The organism is Halalkalibacter sp. HAAS-P013 (assembly GCF_056619925.1).
This window is the reverse complement of the sequence record NZ_JBWQTU010000013.1, coordinates 91,922-105,813: the sequence shown is the minus strand read 5'-3', so window position 1 is coordinate 105,813 and position 13,892 is coordinate 91,922. Positions and strand designations below refer to the sequence as shown.

Sequence of the window (13,892 nt, the reverse complement as noted above, 5' to 3'; positions counted from 1 at the left end):
TTGTTAATAATCAGTTAATTTATGTCGTAATTCTTTAGCTGAATCTAATTCTAGTAATTCCAACTTCCTTACTCTCCGTCTAAAATGTTCTTCTGTACTAAATTCTGCCTTTATAAATACTTCAATTAAATCTTTAGCTAACCACTCCCCAACAATTTTTGCCCCGATACACATGACGTTTACATCATCATGCTCCACACATTGATAAGCAGAATGAATGTCATGACAGACAGCTGCTCTGATTCGTGGAATTTTATTTGCTGCAATGCTTGCACCTACACCAGTTCCACAAACCATAATGCCTCGATTTGCTTGACCATTTCTAATAGAATCACATACCAATCGAGCAATATCAGGGAAATCGACAGGTTCCGGTGAATAACTTCCATGATCAATAATGTCAATTCCATTTGATTCTAAAATCTCAACTACTTTTGCCTTTAACGGATACCCCGCATGATCACTACCAATTGATAAAATCATTTTTACCCCCTTATAAATCCCTGAAAATGAAAACGCTTCCGAAATGTTTCAAAAAAATAAACTAGTAAATAATGTTTCATTAAAATTTTTTTAACAAATATCGGGATCGGTACCGGAAAATAACTAAAAATAAGAAACTCCCCTTTTAATTACAATAAAAAAATTTTCGGGATCGGTACCAAAAGTAACTGTAATTAAATACTAATTGATCGAAATACTTATGTCAATAACCTTTTAAAATATTTTTTATTTTTAGAATTTGTCATTACCAATAGATATAATATATAATGGGATCGATACCGATAGTAAATTGATTTGATTTCCGGTACAATATTATTAATATATTTAAATTACACACTAAAACGATAAGAAGGCAGGTGATTATAATCAAAAAAGTAACTATTTACGATGTTGCAAAGCATGCAAATGTCACTAAATCAACCGTATCTAGAGTATTAAATGGATCGTCAGAAGTGAGTGAAAAAACGAAAAACAAAATCTTAAAATCGATGGACACTTTAGGTTTTGTTCCTAACAAAGCAGCAAGAACGCTCAAATCAGGCAAGAACAATATTATTGGTCTAGTCGTTACTCAACAAGGATTTAGTGAAGTAATCTTAAACCCATTTTACCCTCTACTGTTGAAAGCGATAACAGAAAGAGCACAAAGTTACGGTTATCACATTTTATTAATTAATCCGGCCGGTATCCATTATGATTCCTACATTGATATAATTAAAAGAAATACAGCCGATGGCTTTATCCTATTAGGTTCTATGCCCAACGATACGTTGAGTAATAAATTAGACAACGATAATATCCCGTACGTTTTTAACATGAAATATTCTAAAGAACATGATCTTAACTATGTGAGCTTTGATCATGTAAATAGTGGATATATAGCTACAAAATATTTACTAGATTTGGGTCATAACAATATAAAAATCATTGTAGGCGATATTAAAGGTAAAATGCTCTCACATAACATAGAAAGAATAAAAGGATTTGAGAAAGCTTTTAAGGATTATAATCTTCCTTTTGATGAAAACAATGTACTTAAAGCTCCAGGGTTCATGGAGGAAAGCTATCATTTTATAAAGAATCTTTATAAAGAAAAACACCCTACCTCTCTATTGATTTCTAACGAAGTAACTGCAATCACTGCAGTTAATTGTCTGTTAGACGAAGGATATGCAATTCCAAATGATTTGTCACTCGTATCTTTCGGTCATATTGATATATTTAAAAATGTACGTCCAAAATTAACAACCGTTCATGAAGATTTCGAATGGCAAGGCAAAACCCTAGTTGATATGCTTGTTAATCGAATCAATAATAAGGAAACCAAAGCTATAACCAAACATGCTGAGTTAATAATAGGGCAAAGTACCGGTAGACCAAGAGAACATAATTGATCAAAACACAATGAACACACATCAATCGCTCATGATTGCGCATAAAGGGAGTAACTTTAAGATTAGCCTAGTTACAAAATTTACTTTAGCCATGTTAAGTAATACACTAATCAAAAATGGTGTCCAAATTTGTGTAATTGGATGCCACTTCTTAGACTCTTATCTTTATTTTCCTCTTCACTTTCTAGTAATTCGGCTAGGTCACAATGACGAGTTGTGACCTTTAACCATCATCTTATATTTCTAATATAAATGCCTCATAAGGTCTCAATATGTTTGTAATGGCTTTATCGTAATAGTTAGATATAACAATCTCCTCGCTACCGTTTAATTCAAGATTTAGAATAAATAATTCCTGTTCTTCTTCAGAAAGATTTGCAACTACTAACCACTTTTTATCTCCTAAAACTCGATAGTAGGCAAAGATATTCTCATCTTCTGGTAAAAGCATTTCAAAAAGACCGTCTGTCAAAATATCTTCTTCATGACGAAGGTGAATTAAATCTTTATAGTAGTAGTAAACAGAGTTCTTATCTGCAAGAGCTTCTTTAACATTAATCTCTTTATAACGTGGATTCACATGAAACCAAGGTGTTCCAGTCGTAAACCCTGCATTTGGGCTATCATCCCATTGCATTGGTGTCCGTGCATTATCTCTTCCAATTTGAGATACCGCAGCCATGAAATCATCATGAGAAATCGTCTTGTTCTTCAAAACTAGTTCTCTATAATTGTTTTGTAGCTCTATATCATCATATTGCTCTAATTCTAAATGAATGTTTGTCATACCAATTTCTTCTCCTTGAAAAACATAAGGAGTTCCTTGCATCCCGTGAAGAATAGTTGCATACGCTTTTGCACACTCTACACGGTAATCTGTATCATTTCCCCAACGTGAAATCACTCGAGGTCGATCATGATTTTCAAAGTATAAAGCATTCCATCCATGATTACGCAGATCCTTCTGCCATTCACTAAAAACAGATTTTAAATTCGATAACTTAAACGGTTGTAACTGCCATTTACGGTTAGGTGTATTAGGCTTTACATCTACATCCATATGTTCAAAAGTAAATACCATATCCAGCTCTTTACGTGCCGGATCAACAAAATCACGAGCAATCTTTGCAGTGGAACCAGGTGCTTCCCCTACTGTCATCATCCCGTATGGTTCTAAAGCTTCTTTATACATCTCATGAATGAACTCATGCAAACGTGGACCATTACTGTGCATCCAACCTATAACAGGTTGATCATGATCACTTTGATAGTCAGGGAAATCGGTGTATTTTGAGATTTCAGTGATTACATCCATTCTCCAACCATCAACCCCTTTTTCGGACCAATATTTCATAACATTATATACCTCTTGGCGCACTTTAGGATTCTCCCAATTTAAATCCGGCTGTTCCTTAGTATAGTAGTGAAGAAAATATTGCCCACGTTCATCACAGTATTCCCATGCACTACCTCCGAAATGAGAACCCCAATTATTCGGTGGGCTACCGTCTGGTTTCGGGTCTTTCCAAACATAATAGTCGCTATAAGGATTAACCTTAGATTTCTTGCTTTCTAAAAACCACTGATGTTGATCGGAAGTATGATTTGCAACTAAATCCATAATAACTTTAATATTTCTTTTATGAGCTTCTTCGATCAATATTTCAATGTCTTCATTTGTTCCAAAGATATCATCAATCTGACGATAATCTGCAATATCATAGCCATTATCTTTCATTGGTGATTTGTAAACCGGGCTTATCCATAGACCATCAATTCCTAGCCCTTTAATATAATCCAACTCACTGGTGATTCCAGGAATATCTCCAATACCATCCCCATTTGTATCTTTAAAGCTTTTTGGATATACCTGGTAGATAACAGCTTTTTTCCACCAGTCATTACTATTCGTCATTACTGCTTCTCCTTTGAATCTTTTAATTTCCAATAGTCCAATTGAATAACGCTTGACCCATTAATTGTTTCGATAAATAAATAGTTCTGGTCTTCATTTGGAAAGATACGACTAGAAGCTACGTTCTCCCCATCATTAATGAAAATTTCAATTGAACTTTGATCTACTAACATTTGCAGTTTTATTTCATCCTTAATGTCTTTTGCAATTTTACGTGTATTTCCATATTCGGTAGCAAAAGTAGCTCCCGAGTGGCTTCTATCGATAACAACTTCACGCTTATTTTTATCAATGCAAATTAATGTTTTTGCTTCATTATTTTCATCTGCCCGAATGCCAAATCTTAACTCGGTTAAATCCTTTAACTCTACTCTCGCTTCTAATTCAAACACAGCTCCTGTTTCAAACATAAAAATCTCTTCAGAAGTAAGCTCCTTTTGGAAATTTTTATGATCATATCTCAATTGTTTTAATTCTCTGATAGGCTGTTGAATTAAATTACCTTCTTTTATAGTCAATTCCCTTGGAATAGTTAAACAACCACAATATCCAAACTCTTCCGTTGGATAGTTGATCTCCGGCAATCCCATCCATGCAGTTAATATTCTTCTTCCATCCGGAGAATGCATTGTTTGTGTTGCGTAGAAATCAAACCCATAATCCAATTCTTGGAACTCTCCATGATTAAATTGTAGTGTTTCTAAGTTAAGCGGGTCTCCTACTAAGTATCCCGTTTGATATATATTTTGATATTTATCATTTTCATTTTTAATCCCTTGAGGTGAAAAAATCAAAACACCTTGATTGTCTATTTCAAAGTAATCTGGGCACTCCCACATATAGCCAAAGTTTGGATAGTTTGTTCTTATTTCTCCTAATACATCCCACTTGTTAGCATCATCTGATCTAAGTATCATGCTTGTACCGGTTTGATTTTCTCTTTGAATTCCAGCAATAGCATAATACGTATCTTGCTCTTTCCAAATCTTCGGATCACGAAAATGATCAGTATAACCCGGAATTATTCCAGTAAATCCAGGTGACTTAGATTTACTAATAGCTCCGCTTTTATCCATCGTAGCAATCATTTGGTAAGGTGTTCGTATCCAATTCTCATCTCTCGTATTTCCTGTATAGAAAATAAGTAATTGTTCATTATCCACCATTGCGCTACCTGAATAAGGTCCATGACTATCATAAATAGAGTCTGGTTCTATCCCTGGACCAACTGGGTGCCAATGAACTAAATCCTCAGATACTAAATGAAACCATCCCTGAAACCACACCACTGGTTCTTTTATATATCTAAGTGGAGACCATTGATAAAATAAATGGTATTTTCCATTAAAAAAGCTAAATCCATTAGGATCATTCAAGTAACCACTTTCAGGTTCAACATGAAAACTTTGTTTATAGAAACTCTTAATTGTCTTTTTTTCAGCAGATTCTATTAAATCTTTCGGAATATCTAAGTATCTCTTATATCTCTCGACTACTTCTATCATGAATTACCCCACCGATACTTTCTGTATTTTTTCTTGATCTTTTTCTTTATTGAATATATTTTCATTAGTCTGTTTCTGTTTTTTTTCATATGCAATACCAATTGCATATGTAAGAATAATTCCCAAACCAAGCGCTATTAAGTGAGCAACAGCGAAGTGAATATAACCATTATTTGCTGGGTCAACAATCGTAAAGCCAGGTAGTCCTGTTGTTCCATACCCAACGGCTGTCAATTTTGAAAAGTAAACATAAACACCAGCTACTGCTCCCGCAATACACCCTGCGATAAGAGGGAATTTGTACTTTATGTTCACCCCAAATAAAGCAGGTTCTGAAATACCAAACAAAGTAGAAGTAAAGGCCGAAATACAAATTTCTCTATTTTTCTTATTTTTCATGTGTAAGAACATATAACCTAAAACAGCTCCACCTTGTGCAACCACAGCAACGGACATTAATGAATTTAAAAAGTCTCTTCCTGTATTTGCTAACAACTGTCCTTCAATAGCACCAAAAGTATGATGCAAGCCAGTAATGACAATAAGCTGTTGGACACCAGCAAAGATCATGTATCCGAATACCCCAAAGTTTTCTGCCATCCAAAGTAAACCATTTGTTAAACCATCGCCTAACATCCCTCCTAATGGCCCAATAACGGTAAAGAGTAAAAGAGATGAAACTAGGATTGTAAGCATTGGAGTAAAAACAAATTTAATAATGTCTGGTAAAGTTCTATTAAAAAACTGATCTAACCATGCAACAACATAACCAATCATTAAAGCAATAATGATTCCACCCTGAAACCCTATCAATTCGATATTTAATCCGAAAAGGTTTACAATTTCAGCAGCCTCAACTCCTTGTGCAGCAGCAAAAGCGTCTGCTAAACTAGGATGAACCATAATCGCACCAATCGCTAGACCTAGGGCAGGTCTGCCACCATATCGTTTTGTAGCTGAATAAGCAACAATCATTGGTAAGAGAGCAAAAATACCAGATGAAGCTATAGAAATAATTCTATTTATGCCTTCTATAGCCGGAAAGCGTTCAACAATAGATTGAGCACCAAATATCCCTTCTGTTGATAGCAATGAAGTTAAACCCATTAGTAACGCAGCTGCTAAAATACATGGCATGATTTCAATAAAAACATCTGATATGGACTTTACAAATCGTTGAAGCGGATTCATTTTCTGAACAGGATCATTTTTTGTTACCTCTTGATTTTGATTAAAACCTAAATAATCCATAAGCTCTTTACATACACCATTTACTAAACCTGCTCCGAAGATTATTTGAAGTTGGTCCCCGGCAATAAAAGCACCTTTCGCTAGTCGAATATTTTCAATTTTGCTTATATCCGCCTTGCCTTTATCTTTTAATACTAAACGCAACCTCGTAGCACAATGTGTTACACTATGAATATTTCCTTTTCCGCCAACGTATTTTTCTATATCTTTTGAAATATCCTCATAATTCTTTCCCATAAGATAACTCCTCCTTTTTGTGTAAACTCTTTCATGTGTAGTTTCATATTACTTTGTTTTGGGTTATCATTAAATGGAGAAATGTAGACAAAACCCATTTAAATGTAGCCATACAGGGAGCGAATTATGCATTACTTTTTTAATAATCATTACGAGAACAACCAGATATATCTTTATTCTGGAGGGTATGATCCAACAGTTAAAGGGCATACTTATGGCCCGACAGTAAGAAGTGGATATATGTTGCATTATATTCATTCTGGAAAGGGAATTTTCACTTGCGAAGGAACAGAGTTCCAACTTCAAGAAGGCGATTTTTTCTTTTTAGAACCAGATAGAATTATTAAATATGAAGCAGATTCAGTAAATCCATGGGCATTTTATTGGATTGGTTTTCGTGGGCAACTCGCTACAGAATATCTAAAAAGAACTTGCGTTTCTAGACTTAATCCCATCTTTAATATTGATAAGGGAGCTCCAATTAAAGATAGAATGAGTGAAATTGTCGAGCTTTCATTTATAAAAGAAGACAATGATTTATTATTAAATGCGAAATTATTGGAAATTCTATATCATTTAAGCGTTCTTTTTCCTACTGAAGAAAAAGATAATAAACTAAGTAAGAAAAATATAATATTCGTAAAAGCTTGGCAATTTATTCGAAATAATTATGAATCAGATATAAAAATATCCGAACTTGCAGATACTTTAGCTATTGACCGTACTTATCTCCACCGACTTTTTAAAAAGGAGTTAAATATGAGTCCTAAAGAGTATTTAATAGATGTGAGGATTAACAAAGCTAAAGAACTACTAACAAATACTGACTTTCCTATAAATACGATCGCTCAGTCTGTTGGGTATGAAGACCCTCAACAATTTTCAAAAGTATTTAAGCAAAATACAAACCTTTCCCCTTCTAACTTCAGAAGAAATCAATAGAAGGGAATATCAGATAATATTGAATACTCAATGAATATGAGGAACTGAATCCAAATGTCAATATCAATGTAACCACAGTTGGTAGTGGAACGGACTATATGAGCTCTTTAAAGGCAAGCTTTGGATCAGGAAATGCTCCCGATATCTTTAATTTTGGTGGAGTAACAGACATTCAGGAATATAGACAATATTTAGCGGATGTATCTGATACAGCTGCAGCCGAGGCAGCTGTCGAAGGTACATTTGATGGTGTTACAAAAGAAGGAAGTGTTCTAGGACTACCGTTTAACCAAGAAGGATATGGTTTAATTTACAATAAAGCAATTTTTGAAGCAGCTGGTATTAATGCAGAAGATATTAAAACTCAAGACGATTTGGAGAATACTGTAAAGGTATTAGATGAACAAAAAAATGCCCTTGGGCTTGATGCTGTTTTTGCTTTGCCAGCTAATGAAAAGTGGGTAGTAGGTACACATCTTTTTCAAATGTTTTTTTAGCTCCAGAATTCGATAACGATGTAATGAAAGCATTTGAGGCTGAGAAAGTAGCTTTTGAAAAGGGTAAGGAAATGGAGAGGTTTTTAAAATCGAACGGCTTCATTTTTCATCCAATATACCCAATCAGTAATAAAATCGGTTGTAATGTCAGTGATATAAAATGGTTGTTCGGTTCTTGAGGAATGAAATTTTTCAACGCCTTTGAAATTGGTTATCAATTTGTTTAATGTGGCTGGACGTAAATTTTGTTTGTGTTTAAATTCAAGGTATTTCTCAAAGATAATCTGCACAGTTTCCTTTTTGATTACCTTCTCCGCTTTACGTTTGTGTGGCTGACGTTTCTTGACTTTCTCTTTCTCATTAAAGTAATTAATGGACATAAAAAAACCCCCTATTCTGTAATCAGAATACGGAGTGTTTCGCTCAAAACTTGAGTGAAGAACTTCTCACTTTTTGTTTTAAACGTTGAAGTATCAAACGTTGGTAAATAAAGAAATGACCCGTACTGGGTTCGAACCAGTGACCTCCACCCTGTCAATGTCGAGGCACTTGTTTCCGTAAGGTGAATGGTGTGCGTAAAGCCTATTGTAGTGCGGTTTTTAAAAATGTGAAAAAACTCAAGTTCACTTTTAAAAACATAATTTATTTAAGTCTGGGATCAAATTAGTATCACAGACTTTCTTTTTATTTATAAAATAACATGTTATCTTATGAAGGTTAGCTTCAAAGTCTACTCTTATCTTTAATACAATACAGTGTATATATTTACTTTTTTCTTTTATATACTATTAAATAAAATAGTTTTCCGATCTCTCCTCCATACATGTTTCAGTTCAAAAGAAAATATTTCGAACAATATTATACTCTAAAAACGTATAAACTCAATACTTTTCTAGTGACCATAGTTATTTCACAAGTGTATTCAAGAAATACACTTGTGAAATAAATTTAAAAATACTCCTACATATAGGATATAAGATCAGAGAGTGGGCAATTTATAATGCCTTTCTTAACAATTCGTCCTTTTGAGGTGAAAATTAACAACGTGGAAACTTTAATTATTTAAAATTGTAATTAAATTGATTCACAGGCATTCTATCAAAAAGAGGAAAATCCTCTTTTTGATAGCACATTCTTTCATCTATTGCATTAAAGTATAACTATAATTTTCCTTTACATATTCGTTGGAGGTTATCCATTAGGATAAACAAAAACTTTTATAGATTCTTTTTTATTATATAGAGCTTGATCCATTGCCTCTTTTGTATTTTCTAATGGGTATTGATTCGTTATTAATTTATTTACAATCGATGGATTTGATGCCATGAATTCTATACCTGAGGGATAAGTGTTGGCATATCGAAAAACTCCATATATATCTACTTCATTATCTGAAATGAAAGGTATATTTAACTCTACTTCATCTTTTGCCGGAAGCCCAATAATAGCGAGTTTACCTCCTTTTTTTAGGGATTTTAATGCTGATTTTAAAGCAAGAGGATTCCCCGCAGTTTCAAATGCAACATCCACCCCTCTTTGGTTTGTTAACGTAGTAATTACTTCATTAGCATTTTCTTTCCTAATATTTATGGCGTGAGTAGCACCTAACTCCATGGCGACTTCTAATCTCTTTTCCTCTAAATCTGTCACTATAATATTAGAAGCACCAAAGATTTTTACTGCTACTACTGCTAATAAACCGACTGGACCCATTCCCATAATTGCAACCGTTGAACCCGGTTGAAGATTGACTCGTTTTGCACCGTGAATACCTACTGAGAATGGTTCAATAAGAGCAGCTGCTTCAAATGGTAAGTGATCAGGTATTGGGAATAAAAAATCTTCTCTATGCTTAACGTATTGAACAAAGGAACCATTAAATGGTGGAGTAGCCATAAATTCTACTTTTGGACATAAGTTATACTTTCCGGATTTGCAGTTTTCACAGCGTCCACATGTAATACCCGGTTCAATTGCAACCCGATCGCCAACATTTACTGTTGTTACACTTTCACCCACAGATACGACTATACCTGCACATTCGTGCCCTAATATCATTGGTTTTTCTACCACATGAGTACCGATCCTACCATTTTCATAATAGTGGACATCAGACCCACAAATCCCTACAGCCATTACCTTCACTAAAACTTCATCACCATAGACCTGCGGTACATCAATTTCCTTTAACTCGATTTCCATAGGATTGGTCATAAACGCTGCTTTCATTTTTTCTGGAATCTCAATTGATTGTTTCATTAAATAAACACGCTCCTTGTTCTTGTTAGATTATTTGCTTTACTAAAATTAAGTTCTAACAAATCTCACATTTAAACTACCATTACTCATCTTTTTTAACTAAATTTCCCACAATTATTTATTTTATCTTTTACTCTGGAAACCTTTTATCCTTTTACAGCCCCCATTGATAATCCTTTAACTAGTGATTTTTGTGAAAGGAATCCTAAAACGAGAACTGGTACAATAACTAGTGTTGATGAAGCTGCTAGTTTTGCATAGAATAAACCCATCTGAGAGCCGAAACGTGACATATATACAGGGAGTGTAATAGCTGAATTCCCCGCTAAATTCAATGCAATGAAGAATTCATTCCATATAAAGATTGTAACTAGTAAACCAGCTGATATGATACCTGTCTTACAAAGTGGTAACATAATTTTAATAAATACAGATATTTTTGAAGCCCCATCCAACTCTGCTGCTTCAATTAACTCTTTTGGTAATTCAGCAAAGTAGGAATAGACCATCCAAATTACAAGCGGTATATGGAACCCTGTATACATAAGAATTAATCCCGAATGAGAGCCTAATAACCCAACAGCTTTAAAGGCACTAGTAATAGGAATAATAACAGCTACTGGCGGTAATATTATGGTCGTGATAAACCATAAATAGAGACTGTTTGACGTAGTTGCTTTTTTAAACTTAGCAAAGACAAGAGCATAGGCTGCTGGAACTCCTAACAAAAGTGCTAAACCTGCTGATGCAGAAACAATAATCATTGAATTACTAAGTGCTGACCAAATACTTGCATTCAGAAAAATTTCTCGGAAGGTTTCTAAAGTCGGTTTAAATATTAAAGAAGGTGGTGATACTTCATATTCCGACTTAAAGGCTGTTAGAATCATATAAATGATTGGAAAAGAGTAGAGTAATGCAAAAGCATAAACAAACAACATTTTTAAGCTTTTATAAGAAATATTTTTCTTATTAATAGGTTTAACTATTTTGGGTAATAGCTGCTTAGAAAGAGATGTATTATTCATAATTTTTGACCATCCTTTTGTTTCTGAATTGCATTAAACAGTAATGTAATAACTGTCACTGATAAAATAACTGTGACGACCGCAATTGCAGCGCCTCGCCCAACATCAGATCCTAAGGAAACAACTTTAAATACGTAGTATGTTAAGTTGTTTGACAGAACACCTGGTCCACCAGCAGTGGTCGTATGGATTAGTCCGAACTCCTTGATAATAAAAATCAAACCTAGCATAACTGCTACTTGAATATGCATTGTTAGCATAGGTATTTTTATTTTCACTACTGTTGAGAACCAACTTGCACCATCTATTTTTGAGCTTTCTATAATTTCTTCAGGAATGTTTTGCAACCCTGCCAAAATGACAAGAACAAAGAATGGCGCCCATTGCCAAACTATTAATAACATAATTGAAGTTAATGGATACTGAGAAAAAAAATCAGGTAGATTAACTCCTAAAACATTTGAAATATGACCAGACCAACCAAAAGTACCGTCTAAAATTAATGTTTTCCACATCATACCAGTAACTGTTGTCATAACAAAAAAAGGAGCCAAAATAAGTGTTCTTACAAAATTGATTCCTGGAATTTCACCATCTAGTAACAAGGCAACTGCTATTCCGACTATCGTACATAACAATAGAGAGACTCCAGTAAGATAAAAAGTATTTACTATAACTGAATAAAATTCACTATCAGTTAAAATTCTGGAATAGTTCTTTAATCCAGCAAACGAAACCCCTAAATCAGGGCGTATAAGATTATAGTTAAGAAATGAGTAGATAATAGTCATCAAGAACGGTATTTGAGTCGTCACAACAACCACGATAATTCCTGGCAACAGAAGTAGCTTTGTTTTATCTTTGGATACAACTCCTTTATTCACCATAGATGTTCCCCCCTTTTAAGAGTTATTAATTAAGATGAGTTAGACTTTCTCCTAACCCATCTTATTAAAATTAAGTTAATTATTTATATCCGCCGTTGGCAATCGCTGTCTCCACAGCATTTTGAGATTTTTCTAATGCTTCTTCCAGAGTAGTTGCTCCTGAAACATATTCGGCAAGATACTCACTTACTTGCGTTCCAAATTCAGCAAACTCTGGAATACCAACATACTGAATACCTACATAAGGAACGGGGTCAACAGATGGTTCATCATATTTAATTGTATTGAGTGAATTAAGGACATCACTTGCATATGGAGTTTCTGCCATATAATCTTTATTTTCGTATGTTGACTGACGCGTTCCTGGAGGAACTGTCCCCCATCCTGAATCTTCAGCAACTCTTTCAATATATTCTTTACTTGTAGCCCAAGTTATGAAATCAAATGCTTCTTGCTTATGTTTAGAATTTGGGTCAATACCAAGTGCCCATACCCATATCCAACCAGTATTATCTTTTTTAACATCTGTCGGGGCTAGACCCATTTCAAACTTCCCATAAACTTTCGATTCTGAATTATTGAACCCTTCCGCAAGAGAAGTGGCATCATAAAACATTGCTGCATTACCTTCCATAAATAACTGAGAAGCTTCAGCATAACCAGTTGACACAATATTTGGTTGACCTGCATCAACTAATAATTTTTTATACATTTCGAACGCTCTAGCCATATTAGGATCTTTCGTAAATTGGGCGTCCCAGTTTTCATCAACCCAGCGTGAACCAAAGGCATGAATCATCGAACCAAATACTGCTCCATTCATTCCCCATCCAGGCTGACCTCTCATTGTAATACCATATTGGTTATTAGCAGGATCATGTAGTTGCGTAGCAATTTCATAGATTTCATCCCATGTAGGATTTGTTGGTATTTCAATCCCAGCTTTTTCAAAGATTTCAGTATTGTAATACATCATTGAAGCCTCCGCGTAAAAAGGCAAACCATATTGCTTTTCACCAACTGTTAAAGACTGCTTAACCGGTGGCAACAAATCCTCTCTGTCATATTCAGCTAACTCTTCATCAGACATCTTTTCAAAATAAGGTTCAAGATCCTCTAACCATCCATTATCAGCCCAGAAAGCCATTTCATATGAACCAATTTGAACAATATCATATTGTCCACCACCAATAGTTGCATGATTTGTCAGTGTTTGTCTCAAATCATTCTCAGGAATTAATGCAAAATCCACTTTTACACCTGTTTCTTCCGTATATTCTTTACTAAGCTTTTCAAGTGCAGGCATTTGAGGGTTATTTCCTACTGCAATTGTCAAAGTAACGTCTTCAGAATTAGAATTTACTTCTGTTTCCCCAGTGACTTCCTCTTGTGTTTCATTAGAGCTACAAGCTACAAGCATAATACAAAATAGTAAAAGTAGTAGTGAATTTAACAAACTAGTTTTTTTCATAA

Annotated in this window: 12 protein-coding genes; 3 read left to right on the top strand and 9 right to left on the bottom strand. The window is 34.4% G+C overall.

From position 1 onward, the window contains the following. Positions 1-3: 3 nt before the first annotated feature. Positions 4-483 carry a ribose 5-phosphate isomerase B gene (rpiB, locus tag AC1FXP_RS17515; protein ID WP_480063276.1) on the bottom strand — a complete coding sequence of 160 codons (480 nt, stop codon included), beginning with the start codon at positions 481-483 and terminating at the stop codon, positions 4-6. A 377-nt stretch (positions 484-860) separates the two neighbouring features. Between rpiB and AC1FXP_RS17510 the strand changes: the two genes are divergently transcribed. Further along, entirely contained in the window at positions 861-1,898 is a 1,038-nt protein-coding gene (locus tag AC1FXP_RS17510; RefSeq protein WP_480063275.1) for a LacI family DNA-binding transcriptional regulator, read from the top strand. A gap of 235 nt (positions 1,899-2,133) precedes the next feature. Here the strand turns inward: AC1FXP_RS17510 and AC1FXP_RS17505 are convergent, their stop codons facing one another. The 3 genes from AC1FXP_RS17505 to AC1FXP_RS17495 are packed head-to-tail and all read right to left on the bottom strand — an operon-like array spanning position 2,134 to position 6,806. After that, positions 2,134-3,813 carry a glycoside hydrolase family 13 protein gene (locus tag AC1FXP_RS17505; RefSeq protein ID WP_480063274.1) on the bottom strand — a complete coding sequence of 560 codons (1,680 nt, stop codon included), beginning with the start codon at positions 3,811-3,813 and terminating at the stop codon, positions 2,134-2,136. After that, positions 3,813-5,318, bottom strand: coding sequence for a sucrose-6-phosphate hydrolase (locus AC1FXP_RS17500; RefSeq protein WP_480063273.1), 1,506 nt, complete (start codon positions 5,316-5,318; stop codon positions 3,813-3,815). The genes AC1FXP_RS17505 and AC1FXP_RS17500 overlap by 1 nt, the downstream gene beginning before the upstream one ends. Before the next feature lie 3 nt (positions 5,319-5,321). Then, positions 5,322-6,806: a PTS transporter subunit EIIC gene (locus AC1FXP_RS17495; protein ID WP_480063272.1), complete on the bottom strand. Its 1,485-nt coding sequence runs from the start codon at positions 6,804-6,806 to the stop codon at positions 5,322-5,324. A 126-nt stretch (positions 6,807-6,932) separates the two neighbouring features. Here AC1FXP_RS17495 and AC1FXP_RS17490 point away from each other — a divergent pair, with 126 nt between their 5' ends. Both AC1FXP_RS17490 and AC1FXP_RS17485 read left to right on the top strand, forming a co-directional pair. After that, positions 6,933-7,748, top strand: coding sequence for an AraC family transcriptional regulator (locus AC1FXP_RS17490; protein WP_480063271.1), 816 nt, complete (start codon positions 6,933-6,935; stop codon positions 7,746-7,748). A gap of 23 nt (positions 7,749-7,771) precedes the next feature. After that, positions 7,772-8,245, top strand: coding sequence for an ABC transporter substrate-binding protein (locus tag AC1FXP_RS17485; RefSeq protein ID WP_480063344.1), 474 nt, complete (start codon positions 7,772-7,774; stop codon positions 8,243-8,245). Between the two features lie 83 nt (positions 8,246-8,328). On the opposite strand, the gene AC1FXP_RS17480 is transcribed toward AC1FXP_RS17485, so the two are convergent. From AC1FXP_RS17480 to AC1FXP_RS17460, 5 genes are all read right to left on the bottom strand, one after another. Next, on the bottom strand, positions 8,329-8,625 hold the full coding sequence (locus AC1FXP_RS17480; RefSeq protein WP_480063270.1) for a hypothetical protein: 297 nt from the start codon (positions 8,623-8,625) through the stop codon (positions 8,329-8,331). Positions 8,626-9,436: 811 nt separating this feature from the next. Next, positions 9,437-10,504: an NAD(P)-dependent alcohol dehydrogenase gene (locus AC1FXP_RS17475; RefSeq protein WP_480063269.1), complete on the bottom strand. Its 1,068-nt coding sequence runs from the start codon at positions 10,502-10,504 to the stop codon at positions 9,437-9,439. Between the two features lie 146 nt (positions 10,505-10,650). Then, a complete protein-coding gene (locus AC1FXP_RS17470) occupies positions 10,651-11,532 on the bottom strand; it encodes a carbohydrate ABC transporter permease (protein ID WP_480063268.1) in 882 nt (293 codons plus the stop codon). Continuing rightward, positions 11,529-12,419, bottom strand: a complete 891-nt coding sequence (locus AC1FXP_RS17465; RefSeq protein WP_480063267.1) for a carbohydrate ABC transporter permease — start codon at positions 12,417-12,419, stop codon at positions 11,529-11,531. Before AC1FXP_RS17465 ends, AC1FXP_RS17470 begins: the two co-directional genes overlap by 4 nt. 79 nt (positions 12,420-12,498) lie before the next feature. Then, positions 12,499-13,890, bottom strand: a complete 1,392-nt coding sequence (locus AC1FXP_RS17460; protein ID WP_480063266.1) for an ABC transporter substrate-binding protein — start codon at positions 13,888-13,890, stop codon at positions 12,499-12,501. Positions 13,891-13,892: the final 2 nt, after the last annotated feature.

What these genes read in the sequence shown, in the direction of transcription:
- rpiB (WP_480063276.1), bottom strand. Translation starts at nt 483, where the DNA reads ATGATTTTATCAATTGGTAGTGATCATGCGGGGTATCCGTTAAAGGCA.
- AC1FXP_RS17505 (WP_480063274.1), bottom strand. Translation starts at nt 3,813, where the DNA reads ATGACGAATAGTAATGACTGGTGGAAAAAAGCTGTTATCTACCAGGTA.
- AC1FXP_RS17500 (WP_480063273.1), bottom strand. Translation starts at nt 5,318, where the DNA reads ATGATAGAAGTAGTCGAGAGATATAAGAGATACTTAGATATTCCGAAA.
- AC1FXP_RS17495 (WP_480063272.1), bottom strand. Translation starts at nt 6,806, where the DNA reads ATGGGAAAGAATTATGAGGATATTTCAAAAGATATAGAAAAATACGTT.
- AC1FXP_RS17490 (WP_480063271.1), top strand. Translation starts at nt 6,933, where the DNA reads ATGCATTACTTTTTTAATAATCATTACGAGAACAACCAGATATATCTT.
- AC1FXP_RS17480 (WP_480063270.1), bottom strand. Translation starts at nt 8,625, where the DNA reads ATGTCCATTAATTACTTTAATGAGAAAGAGAAAGTCAAGAAACGTCAG.
- AC1FXP_RS17475 (WP_480063269.1), bottom strand. Translation starts at nt 10,504, where the DNA reads ATGAAACAATCAATTGAGATTCCAGAAAAAATGAAAGCAGCGTTTATG.
- AC1FXP_RS17470 (WP_480063268.1), bottom strand. Translation starts at nt 11,532, where the DNA reads ATGAATAATACATCTCTTTCTAAGCAGCTATTACCCAAAATAGTTAAA.
- AC1FXP_RS17465 (WP_480063267.1), bottom strand. Translation starts at nt 12,419, where the DNA reads ATGGTGAATAAAGGAGTTGTATCCAAAGATAAAACAAAGCTACTTCTG.
- AC1FXP_RS17460 (WP_480063266.1), bottom strand. Translation starts at nt 13,890, where the DNA reads ATGAAAAAAACTAGTTTGTTAAATTCACTACTACTTTTACTATTTTGT.